The organism is Microbacterium sp. NPDC080220 (genome assembly GCF_040686395.1).
GTDB lineage: Bacteria > Actinomycetota > Actinomycetes > Actinomycetales > Microbacteriaceae > Microbacterium > Microbacterium gawkjiense.
Genome location: NZ_JBFBOP010000002.1, coordinates 456154 through 480055, shown reverse-complemented (window position 1 = coordinate 480055; position 23902 = coordinate 456154). Strand labels below are relative to the sequence as shown.

General features: G+C 71.7%; 24 protein-coding genes and 1 pseudogene. 17 read left to right on the top strand and 8 right to left on the bottom strand.

The genetic code is table 11. The annotated features are described in order from the left end of the window. Positions 1-90 precede the first annotated feature (90 nt). Positions 91-405 (bottom strand): hypothetical protein, encoded by a 315-nt coding sequence (locus AB0P29_RS05875; protein ID WP_363379051.1) that lies wholly within the window; start codon positions 403-405, stop codon positions 91-93. Next, positions 405-776, bottom strand: a complete 372-nt coding sequence (locus AB0P29_RS05870; RefSeq protein WP_363379050.1) for a hypothetical protein — start codon at positions 774-776, stop codon at positions 405-407. The genes AB0P29_RS05875 and AB0P29_RS05870 overlap by 1 nt, the downstream gene beginning before the upstream one ends. 92 nt (positions 777-868) lie before the next feature. Between AB0P29_RS05870 and AB0P29_RS05865 the strand changes: the two genes are divergently transcribed. The 4 genes from AB0P29_RS05865 (at position 869) to AB0P29_RS05850 (ending at position 4217) form a co-directional block, all read left to right on the top strand. Further along, the gene (locus AB0P29_RS05865) at positions 869-1408 is read left to right on the top strand and encodes a YaeQ family protein (protein ID WP_363379049.1); all 540 of its coding nucleotides are present in this window, start codon (positions 869-871) and stop codon (positions 1406-1408) included. A 90-nt stretch (positions 1409-1498) separates the two neighbouring features. Continuing rightward, positions 1499-1978, top strand: a complete 480-nt coding sequence (locus AB0P29_RS05860; RefSeq protein WP_311860465.1) for a transporter substrate-binding domain-containing protein — start codon at positions 1499-1501, stop codon at positions 1976-1978. Beyond that, entirely contained in the window at positions 1975-2955 is a 981-nt protein-coding gene (locus AB0P29_RS05855; RefSeq protein ID WP_363379048.1) for a cation transporter, read from the top strand. Before AB0P29_RS05860 ends, AB0P29_RS05855 begins: the two co-directional genes overlap by 4 nt. Positions 2956-3017: 62 nt before the next feature. Further along, the gene (locus AB0P29_RS05850; protein ID WP_363379047.1) at positions 3018-4217 is read left to right on the top strand and encodes an acyl-CoA desaturase; all 1200 of its coding nucleotides are present in this window, start codon (positions 3018-3020) and stop codon (positions 4215-4217) included. Positions 4218-4226: 9 nt separating this feature from the next. On the opposite strand, the gene AB0P29_RS05845 is transcribed toward AB0P29_RS05850, so the two are convergent. Next, entirely contained in the window at positions 4227-4802 is a 576-nt protein-coding gene (locus AB0P29_RS05845; protein WP_311285187.1) for a nitroreductase family protein, read from the bottom strand. Positions 4803-4946: 144 nt separating this feature from the next. On the opposite strand from AB0P29_RS05845, the gene AB0P29_RS05840 reads away from it, so the two are divergent. The 7 genes from AB0P29_RS05840 (at position 4947) to AB0P29_RS05810 (ending at position 11450) form a co-directional block, all read left to right on the top strand. Then, positions 4947-6509, top strand: a complete 1563-nt coding sequence (locus AB0P29_RS05840) for a carboxyl transferase domain-containing protein (protein WP_363379046.1) — start codon at positions 4947-4949, stop codon at positions 6507-6509. A 5-nt stretch (positions 6510-6514) separates the two neighbouring features. Beyond that, positions 6515-8473 carry an acetyl-CoA carboxylase biotin carboxylase subunit gene (locus AB0P29_RS05835; protein ID WP_363379045.1) on the top strand — a complete coding sequence of 653 codons (1959 nt, stop codon included), beginning with the start codon at positions 6515-6517 and terminating at the stop codon, positions 8471-8473. Next, complete coding sequence (locus AB0P29_RS05830; RefSeq protein WP_363379044.1) at positions 8470-8961, top strand: MaoC family dehydratase; 492 nt, start codon at positions 8470-8472, stop codon at positions 8959-8961. The genes AB0P29_RS05835 and AB0P29_RS05830 overlap by 4 nt, the downstream gene beginning before the upstream one ends. Next, a complete protein-coding gene (locus AB0P29_RS05825) occupies positions 8958-9749 on the top strand; it encodes a CoA ester lyase (protein ID WP_363379043.1) in 792 nt (263 codons plus the stop codon). The genes AB0P29_RS05830 and AB0P29_RS05825 overlap by 4 nt, the downstream gene beginning before the upstream one ends. After that, positions 9746-10321 carry a TetR/AcrR family transcriptional regulator gene (locus AB0P29_RS05820; protein WP_363379042.1) on the top strand — a complete coding sequence of 192 codons (576 nt, stop codon included), beginning with the start codon at positions 9746-9748 and terminating at the stop codon, positions 10319-10321. Before AB0P29_RS05825 ends, AB0P29_RS05820 begins: the two co-directional genes overlap by 4 nt. A 122-nt stretch (positions 10322-10443) precedes the next feature. After that, entirely contained in the window at positions 10444-11139 is a 696-nt protein-coding gene (locus AB0P29_RS05815; RefSeq protein ID WP_363379041.1) for an SDR family oxidoreductase, read from the top strand. A gap of 2 nt (positions 11140-11141) precedes the next feature. Further along, positions 11142-11450, top strand: a complete 309-nt coding sequence (locus tag AB0P29_RS05810; protein WP_363379040.1) for a hypothetical protein — start codon at positions 11142-11144, stop codon at positions 11448-11450. A gap of 201 nt (positions 11451-11651) precedes the next feature. Here AB0P29_RS05810 and AB0P29_RS05805 read toward each other — a convergent pair whose 3' ends face one another. Then, positions 11652-12821: an ROK family transcriptional regulator gene (locus AB0P29_RS05805; RefSeq protein ID WP_363379039.1), complete on the bottom strand. Its 1170-nt coding sequence runs from the start codon at positions 12819-12821 to the stop codon at positions 11652-11654. A gap of 93 nt (positions 12822-12914) precedes the next feature. On the opposite strand from AB0P29_RS05805, the gene xylA reads away from it, so the two are divergent. The 3 genes from xylA to AB0P29_RS05790 are packed head-to-tail and all read left to right on the top strand — an operon-like array spanning position 12915 to position 16187. Continuing rightward, positions 12915-14102 (top strand): xylose isomerase, encoded by a 1188-nt coding sequence (gene xylA / locus AB0P29_RS05800; protein WP_253034573.1) that lies wholly within the window; start codon positions 12915-12917, stop codon positions 14100-14102. Position 14103: 1 nt separating this feature from the next. After that, on the top strand, positions 14104-15504 hold the full coding sequence (gene xylB / locus AB0P29_RS05795) for a xylulokinase (protein ID WP_363379038.1): 1401 nt from the start codon (positions 14104-14106) through the stop codon (positions 15502-15504). Further along, complete coding sequence (locus AB0P29_RS05790; RefSeq protein WP_363379037.1) at positions 15501-16187, top strand: ThuA domain-containing protein; 687 nt, start codon at positions 15501-15503, stop codon at positions 16185-16187. Before xylB ends, AB0P29_RS05790 begins: the two co-directional genes overlap by 4 nt. On the opposite strand, the pseudogene AB0P29_RS05785 reads toward AB0P29_RS05790, so the two are convergent. The 4 genes and pseudogenes from AB0P29_RS05785 to AB0P29_RS05770 all read right to left on the bottom strand — a co-directional run. After that, positions 16178-18244, bottom strand: a pseudogene (locus AB0P29_RS05785) (glycoside hydrolase family 3 N-terminal domain-containing protein); the annotation flags it as partial. The gene AB0P29_RS05790 and the pseudogene AB0P29_RS05785 sit on opposite strands and share 10 nt — an antisense overlap. Positions 18245-18299: 55 nt before the next feature. Then, positions 18300-19175 (bottom strand): carbohydrate ABC transporter permease, encoded by an 876-nt coding sequence (locus AB0P29_RS05780; protein WP_064003730.1) that lies wholly within the window; start codon positions 19173-19175, stop codon positions 18300-18302. An 8-nt stretch (positions 19176-19183) separates the two neighbouring features. Continuing rightward, positions 19184-20197 carry a sugar ABC transporter permease gene (locus tag AB0P29_RS05775; protein WP_253035736.1) on the bottom strand — a complete coding sequence of 338 codons (1014 nt, stop codon included), beginning with the start codon at positions 20195-20197 and terminating at the stop codon, positions 19184-19186. 2 nt (positions 20198-20199) lie between these two features. Further along, positions 20200-21489, bottom strand: a complete 1290-nt coding sequence (locus tag AB0P29_RS05770; RefSeq protein ID WP_363379036.1) for an extracellular solute-binding protein — start codon at positions 21487-21489, stop codon at positions 20200-20202. A 151-nt stretch (positions 21490-21640) separates the two neighbouring features. On the opposite strand from AB0P29_RS05770, the gene AB0P29_RS05765 reads away from it, so the two are divergent. Genes AB0P29_RS05765 through AB0P29_RS05755 form a run of 3 tightly spaced genes read left to right on the top strand, consistent with a single transcriptional unit; the run spans position 21641 to position 23838 of the window. After that, the gene (locus AB0P29_RS05765) at positions 21641-22663 is read left to right on the top strand and encodes a LacI family DNA-binding transcriptional regulator (protein ID WP_253035734.1); all 1023 of its coding nucleotides are present in this window, start codon (positions 21641-21643) and stop codon (positions 22661-22663) included. Between the two features lie 9 nt (positions 22664-22672). After that, positions 22673-23356 (top strand): GTP pyrophosphokinase family protein, encoded by a 684-nt coding sequence (locus AB0P29_RS05760; RefSeq protein ID WP_217529548.1) that lies wholly within the window; start codon positions 22673-22675, stop codon positions 23354-23356. Positions 23357-23361: 5 nt separating this feature from the next. Continuing rightward, complete coding sequence (locus AB0P29_RS05755; RefSeq protein ID WP_363379035.1) at positions 23362-23838, top strand: glutaminase; 477 nt, start codon at positions 23362-23364, stop codon at positions 23836-23838. Positions 23839-23902 lie beyond the last annotated feature (64 nt).

The window sequence follows — 23902 nt, the reverse complement described above, 5'->3', positions numbered from 1 at the left end:
ATCAACGACCACTGCGCATCCGAAAGCATCTGAAACCGCGACATGAGCCCAGGCTCTCAGCGAACCACCGAACTATTTGTCAGACACGCCCTAGGCGAGACCCCTCAGGCGACGACGCCGACGTTCGTCAGCAGCGCGCTCTGCCTGGCGCGGGGGCGCCGCGAAGGCGCGTGCGGCGTCCGCGGGGGAGACCGGCGGCAGCGGGGGAACCTCGGGGTGCGGCGTCGCCGCACGAACGGATGCGGGCACTTGGTCGACGACGGGCGGGTGATCCCGCTCCCGCCGCGCACGGCCTTCGAGCTCTTCCAGCCGCCGGCGCGCGGCGTCGTCGCCGGCCAGGCCGTCGCCCGGGCCGTAGGCCCGTGCCTGCAGCGCGCGGAGCTCGGACTGCAGGCTCTCGTCCATCAGAGACCGAGCGCTTCGGGATCGACCGAGCCGGCTTCGACCTCGACCTCTGTGAGCGACTTCGTCTGCAGGAACGTGCAGAGGGTCGACACCATGGCGAGCTCGGCGGACAGCTCGAGGGTGCGCCCGGCATCCATCTTCAGGTCGGTCTCGCGCGCCTCGAACGTAATGCCCCAGTGAATGGATCCCAGCGGCTCGGGCTGGAGATAGGTCAGGGTCATCGAGTCGAGCAGGTTGAGGGCGATGAGGCCCGTGTCGCGGCCGTCGGCGCCGTCCTGGGGAATGACCTTCACGCGCTCGCTGATGGAGTACCCCAGCTGAGCGAACTCCCCGAGCCACTGCTCGAGCATCTCCTGGCTGTGGAACGGCATGCGCGTGGCTCCTCGCTCTGGATCGCCGGTCGGGATGCGACCATTATGTCCCGTGACCGCGTCACGGGGCATCCCGGGCCTAGGCTCGACGGATGGCCATCGGATCCACGATGCACACCTTCACCGTGCAACTCGCCGACGTCGACCGCGGCGTCTACGAGGAACTCTCGCTCCGCCTCGCGCGGCACCCGTCCGAGACGGCGGCGAACGTCCTGCTGCGCGTGCTCGCGTACTCCCTGGAATACGAGGAGGGGATCGCGTTCAGCGAGGGCATCGCCGCGACGGATGAACCGGCCGTCCTCGTCCGCGACGCGACGGGACGCCTGACGGCGTGGATCGAGGTGGGGGCTCCGGATGCCGCGCGACTCCACACCGGCAGCAAGGCGGCCGGCCGCGTGGCCGTGTACACGCACCGCGAGCCGAACCGCCTGGCCCAGGCGTGGGCGGGCAAGACCATCCACCGCGGCGCCGACATCCCGCTCTACAGCTTCGAGAAGGACTTCGTCGAGGATGCGGCATCCGCTCTCGAGCGACGCAACGCCGTCACGGTGTCCGTGACCGAGGGTCAGCTCTACCTCGACGTCAACGGGCGCTCGTCGTCGTCGCCGATCGCCGAGCAGCCGGTCGGCTGACCTTCCGCCGCGGTTCCGTCGACCGCGCGGCTGTCAACCCCGGTGAGGGCGGTTCGGGCGCCTCTCTAGGGTGACGCCGAGGAGGTTCGGATGTCACGTCGAGCGCAGGCGGCCGTCGCCGCATCCCTCATCGTCGCCCTGGGGCTCGCGGGCTGCGGGGTCCGACCCGCCGACACCGACGGCACGCTGGATCGCGTGGCGGAGAGCGGCGTGCTGCGGGCGGGGGTGACCGAGAACCCGCCGTGGACCTCGACCGGCGACGGCCGGGCGTCCGGAAGCGAGGTCGCGCTCCTCGAGCGGTTCGCGGCGCGGCACGGCGCCGCCGTCGAGTGGCGCGCGGGCACCGAGGAGGTCCTCGTCGACGCGCTCCACGCCGGGAGCCTCGATGTCGTCGTGGGCGGACTCACCGACGCGACGCCGTGGAAGGATGACGCGGCGGTCACGGATGTGTATCGCGAGACGACGAGTCCCTCGGGCGAGGTCGAGAAGCACGTCATGCTGACGCGAGCGGGCGAGAACGGGTTCCTGATGGAGCTCGAGGTGTTCCTGCGCGAGGAGGCCCGCGGATGAGGCGCGACGCGCTCCGGGACGGCCTGGACGACGACGGTCGACGCGCACTGCGCAGCGCTGTGCGCATGGAGTGGGCGACGATCGCCTTCCTCGCCGTCGCGATCCCCGTCGTCGGCGTCGTGACCGGCAGTTCGCAGGCGATGCGCGCCGCGTGGGTCGAGGACATGCTCTCGCTCGCGCCGCCCCTCGCCTTCCTCGTCGCCGTGCGGGTCATGGCGCGCGCCGCGAACCCGCGCTACCCCTACGGCTACTTCCGCTCGGTCGGGGTCGCCCACCTCGTGGCCGGAGTGGCGTTGTTCGCCATGGGATCGTTCCTCCTGGTCGACTCCGCGCTGACCCTCGTCCGCGGCGAGCGCCCGCCCATCGGCTCGGTCGACGTGTTCGGCCAGTCTGTGTGGCTCGGCTGGTTCATGATGGCCGTCATGGCGGCGACGATCCCGCTGCCCATCTGGTTCGGGCGGGTCAAGATGCGGCTCGCGCGGCAGTTGCACAACAAGGTGCTCTATGCCGACGCCGACATGAACAAGGCGGACTGGATGACGGCGGTCGGCTCGATCGTCGGGGTCGGTGGCATCGGTCTCGGGATCTGGTGGGCGGATGCGGCGGCGGCGATCTTCATCTCGGGCAGCATCCTCTGGGACGGCGTGAAGAACACGAAGGGCGCGATCACCGACCTCATGGACACACGGGCGACCACCTTCGACGACGCGAAGCCGCATCCCGACATCGACCGGATCCATGACCACCTGTCGTCGCTGCGCTGGGTCGACGATGTACGCACCCGCACCCGCGATCAGGGTCAGTTCTTCCACGTCGAGGCGTTCGTCCGGCCGCGACGGGGACGGATGCCGCGCCTCGCCGAGATCGAGCAGGCGCAGGCCGAGTGCCGTGCCCTGGATTGGAAGATGCACGACGTCGTCATCGTGTCTGTGCAACGGTTCCCCGAGACGGCGTCCGCGCGCTCGGGGGAGAGCTGACCCCCGAGTCTGGGCGGGGCCTGGCAGTCCCGTGGGGATCGCCGATGCATGCCGTGATGGCGATGGGCGGCACCGTAGCGTGGCCCTCAGCGATCGGCATCCGTCAGTTGCTTCCTCTCCGCCGCAGCGGACACCCGATTCCAAGCAGGTGCCCCATCGCTTCATCCGTCGCCGACTCGCGTCTCGGTCCCGTCCGTCAGACGTACGCCGGAACCGATCAGTTCCCTCCGATGGCGAAGTCGTTCACCGACGTCTCGCGCATCGTCCGCGAGACCGGGCTGCTGCGCCGGACGCCGATCTTCTACCTCGCCGTCGGCATCGCCCTCGTCCTCGCCTTCGGCGGCGCGGTCACCGGCTTCATCCTGCTCGGCGACACCTGGTACCAGCTGTTGATGGCCGGCGTTCTCGGCATCATCTTCACGCAGGTCGCGTTCCTCGCCCACGAGGCGGCGCATCGTCAGATCCTCTCCTCTGGGCCGGGCAACGACCGGCTCGCCCGCATCCTGGCAAGCGGCGTCGTCGGGATCAGCTACGCCTGGTGGACCTCGAAGCACACCCGCCACCACGCGAACCCGAACCGTGTCGGCAAAGACCCCGACATCGAGATCGACACCATCTCGTTCCTCGACGTCGATGCGGCGTCGGCCCGCGGCATCCGTCGCGCGATCACGAAGCGACAGGGGTGGCTCTTCTTCCCGCTGCTGACCCTCGAGGGGCTGAACCTGCACTTCCAGGGGATCAAGCACCTGCTCACCGAGAAGGACGTGAAGGCGCGCGGTCTCGAACTCGCTCTCATCCTCACCCGTCTCGCGGTGGTCGCCGTCCCGGTCTTCCTGCTGCTGCCGATCGGGATGGCGTTCGCCTTCCTCGGCGTGCAGCTCGCCGTGTTCGGCGTCTACATGGGAGCGTCCTTCGCGCCGAACCACAAGGGGATGCCGGTCATCGCGGCCGACGCGAAGCTCGACTTCTTCAGCAAGCAGGTGCGCACGTCCCGCAACATCCGCGGTGGCTGGTGGGCAACGTGGCTCATGGGCGGTCTGAACTATCAGGTGGAGCACCATCTGTTCCCCAACATGCCGCGTCCGCACCTGTCGAAGGCGCGGGACATTGTGCGGGAGCACTGCGCCACCCTCGACGTCCCGTACACGGAGACGAGCCTCGGCAGGTCGTACGCGATCGTCATCGACTACCTGAATCGGGTGGGCCTCGCGGCCCGCGATCCGTTCGACTGCCCGGTCACCGCGACGATGCGTCGCGGCTGACGCCGCACGTCAGCGCGGCAGAGCGCCGAGGAACGGCTCGGGATCGAGCGGTTTCCTCGGCGCTTCGTCGATCCGGGCGCGCAGGTCGGGGTCGATGCTGCCGACGTAGAGCCACCCCATGAGCAGTTCGTCGTCCGCGAGTCCGTGCAGCGCGCGCACCTCGGGGGAGTTCACGAGCAGCCCCGTCCGCCACATGACGCCCCACCCCGCGCGCCAGAGCGCGAGCTCGAGCAGGTGCGCTGCGCCTGCGGCGGTCGCCTGCTGCTCCCAGACGGGGACGGCGGGGTGCGGCTTCGGGCTCGCGACGACGGCGATCAGCAGATCGGCACGGAACGGCTTGCCGTTACGGTCGCCCGGTTCGCGCTCGACCCCGCCGGCGGCGTCGAGCGCGTCGCCCAGGCGTGCGCGGTCGTCGCCGCGGAGGGTGATGAGACGCCAGGGTCGCAGCGCCTTGTGGTCGGCGACGGGGGTGACGGCGGCGAGCAGGTCGCGCAGGTCGTCGTCGGTGGGCGCGCCCGGCCCGACCTTCGCGAGCGACCGCCGCATCGCCATCGCCTGCAGCACGGGGTCGTCGAAAGTCGTCATCCCTCCATCCTCGCCGCTCCCGGTGCGGGTGTCGCTGCGGGCGATCCTCGAAGCCTGACCCTTCCGGAGCGGCGGTCGCGGTGTTATCGTTCCTTCGGTTAGCGAACGTTAACTTAAGCATTCTCGTCGGAGGTGCCGTCGACGATGACAGCCCCCACGACGTATCCCGATCTGATCGCCGAGCTCGAGCGCCGTCGCGCCGAGGCGGCGCGCGGCGGGCCCGAGCGGGCGCGCGAGCGGCACACCGCCCGCGCCAAGCTCCTCGCTCGCGACCGCATCGACACCCTGCTCGACGTCGGCAGTCCCTTCCTCGAGGTCGGGGCGCTCGCGGGACTCGACCTGTACGACGACGAGTGTGCCGCCGGCGGCGTGGTCGCGGGGGTGGGGCTCGTCCACGGCCGGCACGTCATGGTCGTCGCCAACGACGCGACGGTGAAGGGCGGCACCTACTACCCGATCACCGTCAAGAAGCACCTGCGCGCGCAGGAGATCGCGGCCGAGAACCGGCTGCCGTGCATCTACCTCGTCGACTCGGGCGGCGCGTTCCTGCCGATGCAGGACGAGGTCTTCCCCGACCGCGACCACTTCGGGCGCATCTTCTACAACCAGGCCCGGATGTCGCGCGACGGCATCCCCCAGATCGCCGCCGTGCTCGGCTCGTCGACCGCCGGCGGCGCGTACGTGCCTGCGATGAGCGACGAGACCGTCATCGTGCGCAACCAGGGGACGATCTTCCTCGGCGGACCGCCGCTCGTGAAGGCGGCGACCGGCGAGGTGGTCTCGGCAGAGGACCTCGGCGGCGGCGACCTGCACACGAAGGTCTCGGGCGTCACCGACCACCTCGCCGAGAACGACGAGCACGCCCTGCAGATCGTCCGCGACATCGTCGCGACCCTCCCCGCCCCGGCACCCCTGCGCGAGCAGCCCGAGCCGGTCACCCCACCCGCGGCCGATCCGGCCACGCTCGCGGACGTCGTCCCCGTCGAACTCACGACGCCCTACGACGCCCGCGAGATCGTCGACCGGATCGTCGACGGCGGCTCGTGGCACGAGTTCAAACGCGAGTACGGCGAGACGCTCGTGACCGGGTTCGCGCGCCTGCACGGTCACCGGGTGGGCGTGCTCGCGAACAACGGCGTGCTGTTCGGGGAGTCGGCGCTGAAGGGCGCGCACTTCATCGAGCTGTGCGACCAGCGCGGCATCCCGCTCGTCTTCCTGCAGAACATCACGGGCTTCATGGTCGGGCGCGAGTACGAGTCGGGCGGCATCGCCAAGCACGGCGCGAAGATGGTGAACGCCGTCGCGTGCGCCTCGGTGCCCAAGCTCACGGTCGTCGTCGGCGGGTCGTTCGGCGCCGGCACGTACTCGATGTGCGGGCGCGCCTATTCGCCGCGGTTCCTGTGGCTGTGGCCCGGCGCGCGGGTGTCGGTCATGGGCGGTCCGCAGGCGGCATCCGTCCTCTCCACCGTCCGCCGCGAGCAGATCGAGGCGCGCGGCGGGGAATGGTCGGCGGACGACGAGGCGGCATTCCAGGCGCCGATCCGTGCGCAGTACGAGCTGCAGGGCAGCCCGTACTACTCGACGGCACGGCTCTGGGACGACGGCATCCTCGCCCCCGCCGAGACCCGCGACGCCCTCGGTCTCGCCCTCGACATCTGCCTGCGGGCCCCCTTCGACGCGCCGGGCTACGGCGTCTTCCGGATGTGAGGCGCATGTTCTCCACCGTCCTGGTCGCGAACCGCGGCGAGATCGCCTGCCGCGTCATCCGCACACTCCGGGAGCTCGGCATCCGCTCGGTCGCCGTCTACAGCGACGCGGATGCCGGGGCCCGCCACGTCGCGCTCGCCGACGAGGCCGTGCGGCTCGGGCCCGCGCCCGCCGCGCAGAGCTACCTCGACATCGACGCGGTGATCGCCGCGGCCCGAGCGACGGGTGCCGAGGCGATCCACCCCGGTTACGGGTTCCTGTCCGAGAACACCGCCTTCGCGGCGGCGTGCGAGCGGGCCGGGATCGTCTTCATCGGGCCGAGCGCTGACGCGATCCGCACGATGGGCGACAAGATCGCCGCGAAGCACGCCGTCGAAGCGCGCGGCGTGCCCACGGTGCCCGGCGTCGCGCGAGCCGGTATGACCGACGACGAGCTCATCGCCGCGGCGCCCGAGGTCGGCTATCCGCTGCTCATCAAGCCGTCCGCGGGCGGCGGGGGCAAGGGGATGCACGTCGTGACGGATGCCGCGGCCCTGCCGGCCGCGCTCGCCGCCGCCCGCCGTGAAGCGGGCGCGAGCTTCGGCGACGACACCCTGTTCCTCGAGCGCTACGTCGACACCCCGCGGCACATCGAGGTGCAGGTGCTCGCCGATGCGCACGGCAACGTCGTGCACCTGGGCGAGCGGGAGTGCTCGCTGCAGCGTCGGCACCAGAAGGTCATCGAAGAGGCGCCGTCGCCGCTTCTCGACGAGGCGACCCGCGCGCGCATCGGGCAGGCCGCGTGCGAGACCGCGCGGAGCGTCGACTACCGAGGTGCGGGGACGGTCGAGTTCATCGTGGCGGCGGACCGCGCCGACGAGTTCTTCTTCATGGAGATGAACACCCGCCTGCAGGTCGAGCACCCCGTCACCGAGGAGGTCACCGGCATCGACCTCGTCGCGGCGCAGCTGCGGATCGCCGCGGGGGAGCCGCTCGGGTTCGGGCAGGACGACGTCGTGCTCAGCGGGCACAGCATCGAGGCGCGGATGTACGCGGAGGATCCCGCGGCGGGCTTCCTGCCGACCGGCGGACGCGTCGTGCGGGTCGTCCACCCGGTGGGCCCCGGCATCCGGGTCGACAGCGCCCTCGCCGACGGGCTCGACGTGTCGGTCGACTACGACCCCATGCTCGCGAAGGTCATCGCCACGGGCCGGACCCGCGACGAGGCACGACGACGGCTCGTCGCCGCCCTCGGCGACACCGCGGTGCTCGGGTTCGAGACGAACCTCTCGTTCCTGCGCGCGCTGCTCGAGCTGCCGGCGGTGGCGGCGGGCGAGCTCGACACGGGGCTCATCGCCCGCGAGCTCGACGGGCTCGTCGCGACAGGCGATCCGGACGACGTGTTCGTCGAGGCGGCGCTGCTGCTCGACGCCGCCGTCCCCCGCGGGGACGATCCGTGGCACCGGGCGGACGGGTGGCGTCTGGGTCCACCCGCGCCGCGGCGGTACCGGCTGGCGGCCGGCGGCGAGGAGCGCGCGGTCGAGCTCGTCGGCGACCGGGTGATCGTCGGCGGGACGGGGGTCGCGGCGTCCGTCCGGGACCTCGGCGACCGGTTCGCGGTGCGGGTCGGCGATCGCAGCGCCACGGTCGTCGCGACTGTCGACGGCGACGCCCTGTGGCTTTCGCGCGGCGGACGCGCGCGCGAGGTGCGCCGGGTGAGCCTCGACCACCGCCGCGACGCGGATGCGTCGGCCGTGCCCGAGCTCGTCTCGCCCATGCCGGGCGTCGTCGTGATGACGTCGGTCGCCGACGGCGCGGTGGTGTCGGCCGGTGACGCCGTGGTCGTCGTCGAGGCGATGAAGATGGAGCATGTCGTCCGGGCCGAGGTCGCCGGTACGGTGGCGCTGCGGGTCGCGACGGGCGACAGCGTGGGCCGCGGGCAGACGCTCGCCGTCGTGACCCCGACGCAGGAGGAGGACGCATGAGTGAGGACGTGCCCCGGCGCATCGTGCAGCGCGGTCTGTACTTCGACGAGCTCGAGGAGGGCGCCGTCTACGTGCACAGCCCCGGCCGCACCGTGACCGAGGCCGACAACGTGCTGTTCACGACGCTGACGATGAACACGCAGTCGTTGCACCTGGATGCCGCGTGGGCCGAGCAGACCGAGTTCGGCGAGCGGCTGGTCAACAGCATGTTCACCCTGTCGACGCTCGTCGGGCTGTCGGTCGCGCAGCTCACGCAGGGGACGATCGTCGCGAACCTCGGCTTCTCGGAGGTCACCTTCCCCGCCCCCGTGCGGCACGGCGACACGCTCTACGGTGAGACCGTCGTCGCGTCGAAGCGCGCGTCGACGTCGCGCCCCGGGCAGGGGATCGTCGAGTTCGTGCACACGATGCGCAACCAGCACGACCAGGTCGTCGCGACCGCACGTCGGTCGACGCTCATGCGGATGTCGCCGGAGGCCGCGGCATGAGCCTCGGCCCCGCGCTCCTGTTCTGCCCCGCCGACCGTCCCGAGCGGTACGCGAAGGCGCTCGCCGCCGCCGACACCGTGATCCTCGACCTCGAGGACGCCGTCGCGCCGGAGGGCAAAGCGGGCGCGCGGACGGCGCTCGCGGCGGCGGACGTCGACGCCTCACGCGTGATCGTGCGGGTGAACCCGGCATCCACTCCCGAACTCGCGCACGATCTCGCGGCTCTGCAGGGCACGCCGTTCCGTCGGCTGATGCTCGCGAAGGCCCAGGAGACGGCCGAGGTCGACGCGCTCGAGGGGTACCGGGTCATCGCGCTGTGCGAGACGCCGCGCGGCGTCGAGAACGCGGGCGCGCTGGCGCGGCATCCGCTCGTCGACGCACTCATGTGGGGCGCCGAGGACCTGGTCGCCGGCATCGGGGGACGCTCGAGCCGATTCGACGATGGGCGCTACCGCGACGTCGCACGGTACGCGCGCTCGCGGGTGCTCATCGCCGCCGCGGCGGCGGGCATCGACGCGATCGACGCCGTGCACCTCGACATCGCCGACACCGCCGGGCTCGAGGACGAGGCGCGGGATGCCGCGGCCTCGGGGTTCGCGGCGACCGCCTGCATCCATCCCTCCCAGGTCGAGGTCATCCGCCGTGCCTACGCGGCGACCCCGGACGAGGTCGAGTGGGCCGAGGCGGTGCTCGACGAGGCGACGCGGCAGCCCGGGGTGTTCCGGTTCCGCGGACGGATGATCGACGAGCCCGTGCTGAGACAGGCGCGGCGGACCCTGTCGCGATGACGACCTGGCGGGCGACGCAGAAGGCGAACCGGCGGGCCGAGCTGATGGCGTCGGCCGCGCGGCTGTTCGCCGAGCGCGGCTTCGCCGCCGTCTCGACCGCTGACCTCGGCGACGCCGTCGGCATGAGCGGTCCGGCGCTGTATCGGCACTTCGCGAGCAAGGAGGCGCTGCTCTGCGACCTGCTGCTCGACGCGAGCGAGCGGCTGCTGGAGGGCGGGCGCGCGCTGACGGCATCGGGCGGGGACCCGCGGCAGGTGTTCGAGGCGCTCATCGCGTTCCACCTCGAGTTCGCCACGAGCGACGCGGACGTCATCCGGGTGCAGGACCGGGAGCTCGCCAACCTGCCGGCGGACGTCAACCAGCAGGTGCGGCGGCTGCAGCGCGAGTACGTGCAGGAGTGGGACAGGCCGTTCGCGGCGCTCCGCCCCGACCTCGCCGACGCCGAACGCGAGACGCGGCTGCTCGCCGCCTTCGGCCTGCTGAACTCGACCCCGCACTCGGCCGCGCCGAGCGCAGACCGAGCGGGCGGCATCCTGGCCGGCATGGCCCGGCGCGCGCTGCTGGGCGACTGAGGCGGCGCGTCGGTTCGCCGTGTCGGTTCGCGAGGAGATGACGGTTATCGAGGAGGTTTTCGGCCCGATCGGTCCTCGGGAAGCCGCATCTCCTCGGGAACCTCCGATGACAGGATGAGGGGATGCCGCACACCATCGTCCTCACCGGTGCCGGATCGGGCATCGGGCAGCTCCTCGCCGAGCGCCTGACCGCGCGGGGCGACCGCCTCGTCCTCGTGGCGCGCGACGACGACCGGGCGGAGGGCCTCGCGGCCGCGCACCCCGGCGCGGCGGTGATCGTCGCCGACCTCGCGCAGCCCGCATCGCTCGCCGCGGCCGTTGCGGCATCCGATCTTCCCGATGGGATCGACGCGGTCGTGCACGCGGCGGGGATCGTCGACCTCGGGCACGTCGAGGACCTCACGGTCGCCTCGTGGCAGGACCAGCTCGCGGTCAACCTCGTCTCGCCTGCCGAACTCACGCGCCTGCTGCTGCCGCGCGTGCGCGCCGCGCGGGGGCAGGTGCTGTTCGTGAACTCCGGTGCCGGCCTCACCGCCCACCCGCAGTGGGCCGCGTACGCCGCGTCGAAGCACGGGCTCAAGGCGCTCGCCGATGCGCTGCGCGGCGAAGAGGCCGCCCACGGCGTCCGCGTCACGACGGTCTACCCGGGTCGCACCGCGACGCCGATGCAGGCCCAGGTCCACGCGCAGGAGGGGAAGGATTACGACGCGGATGCCTGGATCCAGCCGGCATCCGTCGTCACCGCCGTGCTCACCGCCCTCGACCTGCCGCGCGACGCCGTCATCACCGACCTGTCGGTCAAACCCGGCCCCCGCTGACGATGATCCGGGCGGCGACCGTCGAGGATGCCGCGGCGCGCGACCGCGAGCCGATGTGGCGGCGGCTCGTCGCCGAGGACGAGAGACCGACGGGGTTCCTGCACGTGCGGCTCGGGGCGACCGTCGAGCTGGTGAGCCTGTACGTCCTGCCGGACCTCTTCGATCGGGGGATCGGGTCGGCCCGCCACGAGCGGTTCGACGAGATCCGCGGCGGTCGCCCGGCGGAACGCGCGCGCGGTCGGCGGGCGACGGACCGCACGCGCGACGGCGTCGCCGGCATCCCGTTCGTCACCTGGCGTCTCGGCGACTGACGCCGTCGGCGACGGATCCCGGGCCGTTCTCCGGATGGATCGCCTCGAGGGAGGCATTGCGGGGCACGTTCCTCGCATCCCTCCGGAGAGCGGTTCGCCGTTGGTGCCGAGCGCAGGTTCAGTGCTGCATACGGGGGTGTCGACGCGCCCCGGGGGCATCTCACCCTGCATCCGGCACACGCGGCGAGGGCCGCGCGCCGCTCAGACGGGCTGCGGGTTCGCCAGCACGCCTTCGAAGACGGCTTCGGCGGCGCCGATGAGCAGGCGGTGATCCGCCAGGCCGGCGGGCAGGATCCGCAGGTCCTCGCCGCAGGCGGGCATCGCCTGCGCGCGCACGGCCTGCTCGAGGGCTGCGACGTCGAGTCCCGCGAGCACCGCGAGGAAGCCGCCGAGCACGACGGCGGAGGGGTTCAGCACGTTCACGGCGTTCGCGAGTGCGGTGGCCAGGATGCGGCGCTGCCGCTCGACCTCTCCCGCGACCGACGGGGTGTCGATCTGCGCCGCGAGCGCGTCGCCGAGCTCGCGGTCGTCGCCGCGGCTCAGTCCCACGACCGACAGCAGTCGGGCGCGGCTGACCTCGTCCTCCAGAACGCCGTCGCGGGCCCGCCGGTCGGCGAGGGTCGCGATGCCGGGGCGGTTCTGCCCGAACTCCCCGGCGTAGCCGCCGGCGCCCACCACCGGCATCCCGTTCACGATGATGCCGCCGCCGATGCCGCTCGCGCCGCCGTTGAGATAGACCGCGTTGTCGATGCCGCTCGCGGCGCCGAAGAGGTGCTCGGCGACGGTGCCGAGGGTGGCGTCGTTGCCGACCACGACGGGGATGCCGGTGGCCGCCGCGACGACGTCGCGCAGGGGCACGTCGACCCAGCCGAGGTGCGGCGCGTCCCGGACGAGGCCGTCCTCGATCCGGACGAGCCCGGGCACGGCGAGTCCGACGCCGAGGATGCGGGCGTCCGCCAGCTCGGCCCGGCGCCAGGTCGCGATCTGCGCGGCGACGAGGTCGGCGGTCGCCTCGGGGGTGAGGAGGTGCTCCTGCGGCAGGTCGACGACGGCGCGGATGCCGCGGTCGAGCCCGACGGCGGCGATCTCGAGCGCGTCGACCTCGGGGTTGACGGCGATGGCGACGACGGCGGGGTCGACGCAGACGACGGGGGAGGGGCGGCCGACGCGGTGCGAGGGGTCGGGTGCGCGCTCGACGACGAGGCCGAACGAGACGAGGGTCGCGACGAGATCGGCGACGGTCGACCGGTTGAGCCCGGTCGACTCGGTGAGCGCGGCGCGGGACTGCGGGCCCTCGCGGTGGACGATCCCCAGGATGCTGCCGAGATTGGCGCGCCGGACGGATTCGACGGTTCGCCCCTGCTCGGTCACGGACCCACCCTAGCCATCACGAGGGGTTTGTGGCGGCGGCGCGCCTGGTATACGTTGCTGCTAACAACAATTAATGGTTCGCGAAGGAGCGACATGGTCACCCCCACCCCCGCAGACAAGTTCAGCTTCGGCCTGTGGACCGTCGGCTACAACGGCACCGACCCCTTCGGCGGACCGACGCGACCCCCGCTCGACACCGTCCACGCCGTCGAGAAGCTCGCTGAGCTCGGCGCCTACGGCCTCACCTTCCACGACGACGACCTGTTCGCCTTCGGGTCGAGCGACGCCGAGCGCCAGCGCGAGATCGACCGCCTCAAGGGCGCCCTCGACGCGACCGGGATGATCGTCCCGATGGTCACGACCAATCTCTTCAGCGCGCCCGTGTTCAAGGACGGCGGCTTCACCGCCAACGACCGCGACGTCCGCCGCTTCGCCCTCCGCAAGGTGTTCCGCCAGCTCGACCTCGGGGCCGAGCTCGGCGCCAAGACCTTCGTCATGTGGGGCGGCCGCGAGGGCGCCGAGTACGACTCCGCGAAGGACATCCGCCAGGCGCTCGAGCGGTACCGGGAGGCCGTCAACCTGCTCGGCGACTACGTCACCGACAAGGGCTACGACATCCGCTTCGCGATCGAGCCGAAGCCGAATGAGCCGCGCGGCGACATCCTGCTGCCGACGCTGGGTCACGCGATCGCCTTCATCGACTCGCTCGAGCGTCCCGAGCTCGTCGGCCTCAACCCGGAGGTCGGTCACGAGCAGATGGCGGGCCTGAACTTCGCCGCCGGCATCGCCCAGGCGCTGTACCACGGCAAGCTCTTCCACATCGACCTCAACGGTCAGCGCGGCATCAAGTACGACCAGGACCTCGTGTTCGGTCACGGCGACCTGCACAACGCGTTCGCGCTCGTCGACCTGCTCGAGAACGGCGGCCCCGGTGGCGTCCCGGCCTACGAGGGCCCGCGCCACTTCGACTACAAGCCGAGCCGCACCGAGGACGAGACCGGCGTCTGGGAGTCGGCCGCGGCCAACATGCGCACCTATCTCCTCCTCAAGGAGCGGGCGCAGGCGTTCCGTGCCGACCCCGAGGTGCAGGAGGCCCTCGCGGCGGCCAAGGTCGACGAGCTCTCGACCCCGACCCTGAACCCGGGCGAGACGTACGAGGACTTCCTCGCCGACCGCTCCGCGTACGAGGACTTCGACCCGAGCGTCTACCTCGGCGGCAAGGGCGGCGGCTTCGTCCGCCTGCAGCAGCTGGCGACCGAGCACCTGCTGGGCGCGCGCTGACGTGACGCTCGTCATGGGCGTCGACTCGTCGACGCAGTCCTGCAAGGTCGTCATCGTCGACGCCGCGACCGGGGCGGTCGTCCGCTCCGGTCGCGCGTCGCACCCCGAGGGCACGTCGGTCGATCCCGAGGCGTGGTGGACCGCGCTGCAGAGCGCGATCGCGGATGCCGGGGGCATCGACGACGTCGAGGCGTGGTCGATCGGGGGCCAGCAGCACGGCATGGTCGCGCTCGACGCGGCGGGCACGGTGGTGCGCGACGCGCTGCTGTGGAACGACACGCGCTCGGGGCAGGCGGCATCCGATCTCACAGCCGAGTTCGGCGCCGAGACGCTCGCGCAGCGCACGGGTCTGGTGCCGGTCGCGTCGTTCACGATCACCAAGCTCCGCTGGCTGCGCGGCGCCGAGCCCGAGAATGCGGCGCGGGTGGCCGCGGTCGCCCTGCCGCACGACTGGCTGACGTGGCGCCTGCGCGGGTTCGGTCCCGGGAATCCGCAGCTCGACGAGCTCGTCACCGATCGCTCGGATGCCTCGGGCACCGGTTACTGGGACCCCGCGTCGGACGGCTACGACCGCGACCTGCTCGCGGCGGCGCTCGGTCACGACGCGGTGCTGCCCCGCGTGCTCGGCCCGCTCGAGTGGGTGACGGATGCCGCCGGCCGCCGCGTCGGGCCGGGGGCGGGCGACAACGCCGGCGCCGCCCTCGGCGTCGGTGCGACGGCGGGCGACGTCGTCGTGTCGATCGGTACGTCGGGCACGGTCTTCGCCGTCAGCGACACCCGGACGATCGACCCGACCGGGACCGCGGCCGGGTTCGCCGATGCGACGGGGCGGTTCCTGCCGCTGGTCGCGACCCTCAACGCGGCGCGGGTGCTCGACGCCGTCGCGCGTCTGCTCGGCGTCGACCACGACGGTCTCACCGAGCTGGCGGCCGCCGCCGAGCCCGGAGCCGGCGGTGTCGTGCTCGTGCCCTGGTTCGAGGGGGAGCGCACGCCCAACCTGCCCACGGCGCGCGCGTCCCTCGACGGTCTGTCGCTCGAGAACACGACGCGGGAGAACCTCGCCCGCGCCGCCGTCGAGGGCATGCTCGCGGGTCTCGCGACGGGGCTCGAGGCGATCCGGAGCCTCGGTGTCGCCACCGAGCGGGTGCTGCTCGTGGGCGGTGCGGCGCGCAACCCCGCGGTCGCCGCGGCCGCGGCCCAGGTGTTCGATGTGCCCGTGGCCGTACCGTCGCCGGGAGAGTACGTCGCCCAGGGCGCGGCCCGCCAGGCGGCCGCCGTGCTCGCCGGGTCGTGGCCGGAGTGGCCGGTCGAGATGGACCGGGATGCGGCATCCGACCCCCGTCCCGAAGTGCGGGAGCGCTACGACCGCGTCGCCGCGCGACGAGCGGCCGAGCTGCGGTGACGGGCCGGCGCGCGCTCATCGTCCGCGGCGGCTGGGACGGGCACCACCCCGTCGCGGCGACGGACATGTTCCGCCCGTTCCTCGCCGAGAACGGCTTCGAGGTACGCGTCGAGGAGTCCAACGAGGTCTACGCCGACGCCGCCGTGATGGCCGAGACGGATCTCGTCGTCCAGGCGGTCACGATGTCGTCGATCTCGGATGCCGCGCTCACGGGCCTGCGCGCCGCGGTGGAGGCCAGCACCGGTCTCGCCGGCTGGCACGGCGGGATCGCCGACTCGTACCGCGGCAGCTCGGACTACCTGCAGCTCGTCGGCGGCCAGTTCGCGACGCACCCGGGCCGGCATCCCGACGAACGGCCGGGCGACGAGCGCGACAACTACCTCGACCACACCATCGAGATCACCGACCTCGGCCGACGTCACGAGATCACCGCCGGCGTCGACGATCGCCGCCGGAGGCTCGGCCGACCGGCTCGCAGCCGGCGCGATCCTCGTCGTCACCGACTGACGACGGCACCCTCGAGGACGGATGCCGTCGCCAGCCGCGCGTCGTCCGGTCCGATGACGTACGCCTCACCCGTGAACTCGACCGAGGCCGTCGCTTCGCGGTCGGCGCTGGAGGGCCCGACCCACAGGTCGAGGCGTCCCGGCTCGACCGCGCGCACCGCGTCGCGGCCGGCGTAGGCAAGGCGGGCGGGCGGCACGCGGAACTCGACGGTCGCCGCCTCGCCCGGGCCCAGCGGCACGCGCTGGTAGGCGAGCAGCTGCGCCGACGGCCGTGTCGTCGTGCCCACGACGTCGTGACCGTACAGCTGCACGACGTCGGTCGCCGGGGCCTCGCCGGTGTTGCGCACCGTGACCGTCGCGGTGAGCCCGTCGCCGGTGGCGGCCTGCGGCGCGACCCGCAAGTCCTCGTACGCGAACGTCGTGTAGGTCAGTCCGAACCCGAACGGCCGCACCGGGGTGGGGTCGGCGCTCGTGATGTCGCTGCGTCCGCCGAGGCGCGGGTGCAGGTAGGTGAACGGCTGCGCACCGGCCGAGCGGGGGAGCGAGACGGGCAGGCGGCCCGACGGGGTGACCCGACCCGAGACGATCCCCGCGAGGGCGTCCGCGCCCTCTTCGCCCGGGAAGAAGGACTGCACGATCGCCGCCGGCGCGGCGGCGCCGTCGAGCGCCCATCCGATCGCGTACGGCCGCCCCGAGAGGACGAGCACGACGACGGGGGTGCCCGACGCGACGACCTCCTCCACCAGGCGCCGCTGGACACCCGGCAGCTCGAGGTCGTCCACGTCGTTGCCCTCGCCCACGGTGCCGCGGCCGAACAGGCCGGCGCGGTCGCCGACCACGACGATCGCCAGGTCGGACCGGGATGCCGCGGCCACGGCATCCGCGATCCCCGCCGCGTCCTCGCCCTCGACGTCGCACCCGCGCACCGACTCGATCCGCGCCGCCGGGTACTCGGCGCGCAGCGCGTCGAGGACGGTCGGGATCTCGATGCCCGCGGGTGTGCCGGGGTGGTGGGCGAGCACGTGGTTCACGAACGAGTAGCAGCCCATGAGCGCCTCGGACGAGTCGGCGTTCGGGCCGAGGACGGCGATGCGCGCCGGCGCTGCCGCGGGCAGCGTGCCGTCGTTCGAGAGCAGGACGGCGGACTCGGCGGCGAGGCGCCGCGCGAGCTCGCGGTGGCGCGGCCCGTCGAGGTCGACGCTCGCGGGAGGCTCGGCGAAGTCCGCGTCGAGCAGCCCCAGGCGCTCCTTCTGCGCGAGGACCCGCAGCACGGCGTCGTCGAGGACACTCTCGTCGAGCGCCCCCGAGCGGATCCGCTCGAGCAGCGGACCGGCGAAGGCGTCGAGCGTCGGCAGCTCGACGTCGATCCCGGCGCGCAGGGCGAGCTCCGCCGCTTCGCCGAGGTCGGCGGCGACACCGTGCGTGGAGTGGAGGAACGCGACCGAGAAGTAGTCCGCGACGACCGGCCCCTCGAACCCGAGGCGTCCGCGGAGGACCTCGCTCAGGTAGTACGGGCTCGCGCCGACGGGAGCACCGTCGATCTCGGCGTAGCTGTTCATGACCGATCGCGCGCCGCCGTCGCGGAGCGCCATCTCGAACGGCGGCAGGAAGACATCGGCGAGCTCGCGGGGTCCCGCGTGGACCGGCGCATGGTTGCGACCGGACTGCGAGCCGGAGTATCCGACGAAGTGCTTCAGCGTGGCATCCACCCCCGTCGACTGCAGACCGCGGACGTAGGCCGTCCCGATCGTCCCGACGAGGTACGGGTCCTCGCCGATGCACTCGTCGACGCGCCCCCAGCGGGGATCGCGGATGACGTCGAGGACGGGAGCGAGCCCCTGATGGATGCCGAGCTCCCGCATCGACTCGCCGATCGCGACGGCCATCTCGGCCACGAGGTCGGGGTCGAACGAGGCCCCCCACGCGAGCGGCGTCGGATACGTCGCCGCCTGCCACGCCGCGAGGCCCGTCAGGCACTCCTCGTGGACGATCGCGGGGATACCGAGGCGCGTCTCGGTCTGCAGGCGGCGCTGCTCGCGCCACAGCCACGCGGCCCGCTCGACCGGATCGACCGGGCGTGTGCCGTAGACCCGGGTGAGGTGGCCGAGGCCGTGGGTCGTGGCATCCGCGTACTTCGTCGTCGTGACCATCTCGTCGGCCAGGGGAGCGACGACCTCGCCGCCCTGGTCGACCCAGTACCCGACGAGCTGCGCCGTCTTCTCCTCGAGCGTCATCTGCGCGAGCAGGTCGCGTACGCGCGCCGAAGCGCGCACCGTCGTGTCCGTCATGTCAGCCCTTCACGGCTCCGGTGAGGCCGCCGACGATGCGCCGCTCGAACAGGCTGAAGAACAGCAGCGCGGGGAGCATCGACAGCGAGGTGAACGCCAGCACGCGCGCCGTGTCGACGGAGTACTGCGACGAGAACGCCTGCACGCCCAGTGGGAGCGTGAACGACGCCTCGTTGTTGAGGATGAACAGCGGCAGCAGGTACGCGTTCCAACTGCCGATGAAGGCGAGGATGCCGACGGTGATGACACCGGGCACCGCGAGCGGCAGCACCATCCGCCAGAAGAACCCGAGTCGGCTGCAGCCGTCGATCGACGCCGCCTCCTGGATCTCGTCGGGGATCGCCCGCAGGAACGGCACAAGGATGATGATCGTCGTCGGCAGCGCGAACGCGATCTGCGGGAGGATGATGCCCGGCAGCGAGTTCATGAGCCCGAGCGAGCGGATCACGATGTAGAGCGGCGTGATCGCGACGGTGATGGGGAACATGAGTCCCGACGCGAACAGCGCGTAGAGCGCGCCGCGGCCGCGGAAGTTGTAGCGGGCGATGACGTAGCTCGCGGCGAGGCCGAGGGCGACGGCGCCGACGGTGGTGGCGAGCGCCACCATGGTCGAGTTCCCGACCTGCCCCCAGAACTGGCCGCTCGTGATCACCCCGACGTAGTTCTCGACGTTCCACGGATCGGGGAAGCCGGCCGGGTCGACCGTGATCGCCGAGTTCGACCGGAACCCGCCCAGGATGATGTAGATCACCGGCCCGAGCATGAGGGCGATGACGACGAGGGCGACGAAGTAGACGACCGGCGAGCCCCACGGCAGCGCCTTCTTCGGCGCGCGCCGTGGGCGGGTGTCGACGGGCGGAGCCGTGACGAGGGTCATGGTGGCGCTCACTGCACGCCCCTCTCTGTGATCGCCCCGGCCGTGTCGCGGCGGAGCACGAAGCGCTGGTAGAACAGCGCGACGATGAGCGAGATGACGAAGATCACGACGGCGACGGCGTTGCCGTAGCCGAAGTTCCCGGCGTTGCGACCGGTGACGACCATGTAGATCGCCATCGTGTTGGTGCCGGCGACCGACGAGACGTACTGACCCCAGATGATGTACACGAGGTCGAACAGCTGCAGCGCCCCGATGATCGACAGGAACGCCCAGATGCGCAGGGTCGGAGCCAGCAGGGGCAGCGCGATGCGGCGCTGGATCTGCCAGTACGACGCGCCGTCGATCGCGGCGGCCTCGTAGAGCTCCTCGGGGATGCCCTGCAGGCCCGCGAGGAAGAGGATGACGGCGAAGCCGACGTACTTCCACGTGAGGATCGCCATGAGGGTCCAGATGGCGATCGCCGGGTCGGCGAGCCAGTCCTGCGCGAGTCCGCCGAGGCCGAGCTTCTCGAGCATCCCGTTGGCGGCGCCGCCCGTCGACAGCAGCAGGCTGAACCCGGTGCCGACGACCACCTCGGCGATGACGTACGGCACGAAGATGAGGACGCGGATGACGGACTGCCCTCGCATCTTGCGGTTGAGCAGCAGTGCCAGCAGGATCGCAATCGGTCCCTGCAAGACGATCGACATGACGACGATGAAGGCGTTGTGCAGCAGGGCGCTCTGGAAGTTCGGGTCGCTGAAGATCGTGATGTAGTTCTTCAGCCCGACGAACTCGGTGGCCGGCCCGAACCCGGACCAGCGGAAGAAGCCGTAGTACGCGGCCATCAGCACCGGCAGGATCACGAACCCGACGAAGAAGACGACGGCGGGCCCGGCGAGCAGGAGCACCTCGAGGCGCCCCGACCAGCCGAGGCCCCGCCGGCGGCGGGACCGCGGCCGTGCCGGGGGCGACGAGTCGCCGCCCCCGGCGTGCGCCGCGAGAGCAGGGGTGTCCGAGACGGACATCTCGCGAACGGTCATGCTCAGCCCTGTGCGCCTGCGGCGTTGACGGCGGCGATGAACTTCTCGGGGTCGCTGCCTCCCGCGAGCAGGTCGACGACCGCGACGTTCAGCGCGTTGCCGACGTTCTGGCCGAGGACCGTGTCGAGCCACTGCGAAACGAACGGTGCGTTGTTGTACGCCTCGAGGATCTGCTGCAGGTACGGCTCCTCCACCGCCTCCTGCGCGACCGAGTTGACCGGCGGCGACTGGAAGGCCTCGTAGTACTTCGTCTGCTGCTCGGAGCCTGCGATGAAGTTGAGGAAGTCGGCGCACTCCTTGGGCGCCTGCGCGGCGCACGAGTAGCCGTCGACGCCGCCCATCATGGAGCCCGGCTCGCCGTCGCCGCCCGAGATCTCGGGGAAGGGGAACCAGGCGAGGTCGGGGAGCGGCTTCTCGTCGGGGGTGAGGGACGCGATCACACCCGGGTCCCACGCGCCCATGAGTTCCATCGCGGCCTTGCGGTTGGCGATGAGGCCCGCCGAGCTGCCGGCGCCCTGCTGGGCGGCGGTCGTCAGGAAGCCCTCGTTGAACGGCTGGATGGCGGCGAAGTCCGTGAGGTCCTGAGCGGCGCGCGTCCAGCACTCGTCGCTGAAGTCCTTGGAGTCGCCGGTCTCCTCGATCACCTGAGGGCTGCACTCGCGAAGGGCGAAGAAGTAGTACCAGTGAGCGGCGGGCCAGGCATCCTTCGCGCCGAGGGCGATCGGGGCGATCCCGGTGCCCTTCAGGTCCTCGACCGCGGCCTTCAAATCGTCGATCGTGCGCGGGTTCTCGGCGATGCCGGCCGCGTCGAAGGCGTCCTGGCTGTAGAAGAAGCCGCCGGGGAGGACGGAGAGGGGCATGGCCCACACCTTGTCCTGGTAGGTCTCGGCGGCGAACGAACCCTCCGACACCTCGCTGCGGACGTCGTCCGAGATCAGGTCGGTGAGGTCCATCAGCTGACCCGCGTTCACCATCGCGGTCATCTTGCCGCCGCCGCGCTGCAGGAAGATGTCGGGCGGGTCGCCGGCGTTGAGCGCGGTCTGGAGCTTGCCGTCCATGTCCTCGTTCTGGACGGACTGCATCGTGATCGTGACGCCCTCGTTCTCGGCCTCGAAAGCTTCGATCGCGTCCTTCCAGAACTGCTGACCGGGGCCGGTGGTCGAGTTCTGCCACAGCGTCATCTCGACGTCACCGTCGCCGCTGCTGCCGCCGCCTCCTGCCGAACATGCGCTGAGCGCGAGGGTCGCCGCGGCGAAGGCCGCGAGTCCCACTGCGAACCGTCTGGTCCTCATGTGATCACCAATCTCCTCATTGAGTGCACGCTCGGTCCTCGAGGTGCGGGTGGTCCCGGCGGTGCGTGCCGGGCTCGCTCCAGTGTCGGAATTGTTGCCGTCGACGTCAAACGTTTTCGAAAATGTTTTCCACGGGGCTACGCTTCGAGGCATGCGCAGGCGCACCACCATCCACGACGTCGCCGCGGCGGCCGGTGTGTCGGTCGCCACGGTCTCCAAGGCGGTCAACGGGAGGTACGGCGTGGCGCCGGCAACGGTGCAGCGTGTGCTCGGTGCGGTCGAGGAGCTCGGCTACGAGTCGAGCCTCGTCGCGAGCAGCATGCGCGCGCGTCGGACGGGGGTCGTCGGGGTGCTCGTGGCGGACTTCGAGCCGTTCTCGGCCGAGGTGCTGAAGGGCGTCGGGGCGGCGCTGCGCGACTCGCGGCTGGACCTGCTCGCCTACAGCGGGTCGCGTCAGGTGTCGAGTCAGGGCTGGGAGCGGCGATCGCTCAGCCGGCTGAGCGGCACGCTCGTCGACGGCGTGATCATGGTGACGCCGACCGTCGTCAACGTGACCGCCGAGGTGCCCGTGGTGGCCATCGATCCCCACACGGGACCTGCGGACCTCCCCACCGTCGAATCAGACAGCTTCGCCGGCGCCCGTCACGCGGTCGCCTACCTGATCTCGCTCGGGCACCGACGCATCGGGTTCGTCGCGGGCCGCCCGGACCTGCGGTCGTCGATGCTGCGCGAGGGCGGGTACCGCCGCGCGCTGGAGGACGCCCGCATCCCGTTCGATCCGTCCCTGGTCGGCGTCGGAGAGTACGTAGAGGACATCTCGCGTGAAGCCGCGACCCGGCTCCTGCGTCGCCCGGACCGGCCGACCGCGGTGTTCGCCGCCAACGACGTGTCGGCGCTCACCGTCATCCGCGTCGCCCATGAGCACGGCCTGTCGGTGCCGGGCGACCTCTCGGTCGTCGGCTTCGACGACGTCCCCGACGCATCGCAGTCGGAGCCGGCGCTCACCACGGTGCGCCAGCCCATGCAACGCCTCGGTGCGGAAGCGGTCACGATGCTGCTCGAGCTGATGGGCGGGGCGACCCCGGCCGCGACCCACCTGCGGCTGCCGACGGCGCTCGTGCCGAGGGCGACGACGGCGCCGCCCTCACAGCACGCTCAGAGTGGTTCCCGATAGCGTCGCACCATGTCCACTCCGCTCGACGAGCAGCAGATCACGGTGTCGGCGTCCTCCCTCCGGGCGATGCGCGACGAGTTCCAGCGGTTCCTCATGGAGTACCGGTTCGGGCTGCAGGAGATCGAGACGAAAATCTCGATCCTCCGCGAGGAGTTCCACGAGATGCACGACTACAACCCGATCGAGCACGTCTCGAGCCGGGTGAAGTCGCCCGACAGCATCGTCGAGAAGATCCAGCGCCGCGGCATCGAGCCCGACTTCGACTCGGTGCGCGCGCACATCACCGACATCGCCGGCATCCGCATCACCTGCAGCTTCGTCAGCGACGTGTACCGGCTGTTCGACCTGCTCACGGCGCAGGACGACATCACGGTGCGCGAGGTCGAGGACTACATCGCGACGCCCAAGGGCAACGGGTACAAGAGCCTGCACACGATCCTCGAGGTGCCCGTCTACCTCTCGACGGGGCGGGTCGACGTGCCGGTCGAGGTGCAGTTCCGCACGATCGCGATGGACTTCTGGGCGAGCCTCGAGCACAAGATCTACTACAAGTACGAGCGGCAGGTGCCCGAGCACCTGCTGGGCCAACTGAAGGACGCCGCCGACGCCGCCGCCGAACTCGACGCGCGCATGGCGCGGCTGCATCAGCAGATCCGCGGCGGCGCCGCGGTCGCGCCGACCCGCCTCGTCTGACGCCGGTGACGGATGCCGTGACCACGGTCGGTCTGCTCGACGCGGCGCGCGCCCGGCTCGCCGGCTCCCGGCGGGAGCGACTGGGGGACTGGGCGGCGAACCGCCGCATCCTCGGGATCGGTCGCGCGCCTCGCATCCTCCCGGTCACCGAGGCGTGGCACGTCGGGGTCCTGCTGATCGGCGACGACCGGGTGTTCGCCACGGGAGAGGTTCTGCGCGCCCGGCACGACGCCGTCCGCGGGTACACGGCCGAAGCGCAGCGGGCACGCTCCGAGCGAGCCGCGGCGGCTTTCCGCGGCGGGTTCGCCGAGGGTGAGGTGCTGCACCTCGGCTGGAGCGAGATGGATGCCGCAGCCGTCGACCGCGGCGAGAGCTCCGGCATCCTGTCCCTCGTGGACGGCGTGCCCCACGTCGCGTGGAGCACGACGGGGCCGCCGCGGCCCCTCGCGGCGTACCTCGACGACATGCTGTCGCTGCGCTGACCTGTCAAGGGCCGGAGGGTGGAGACCTCGCCTGGGTACTGTGGGCCTTCCACCTAACACGGGA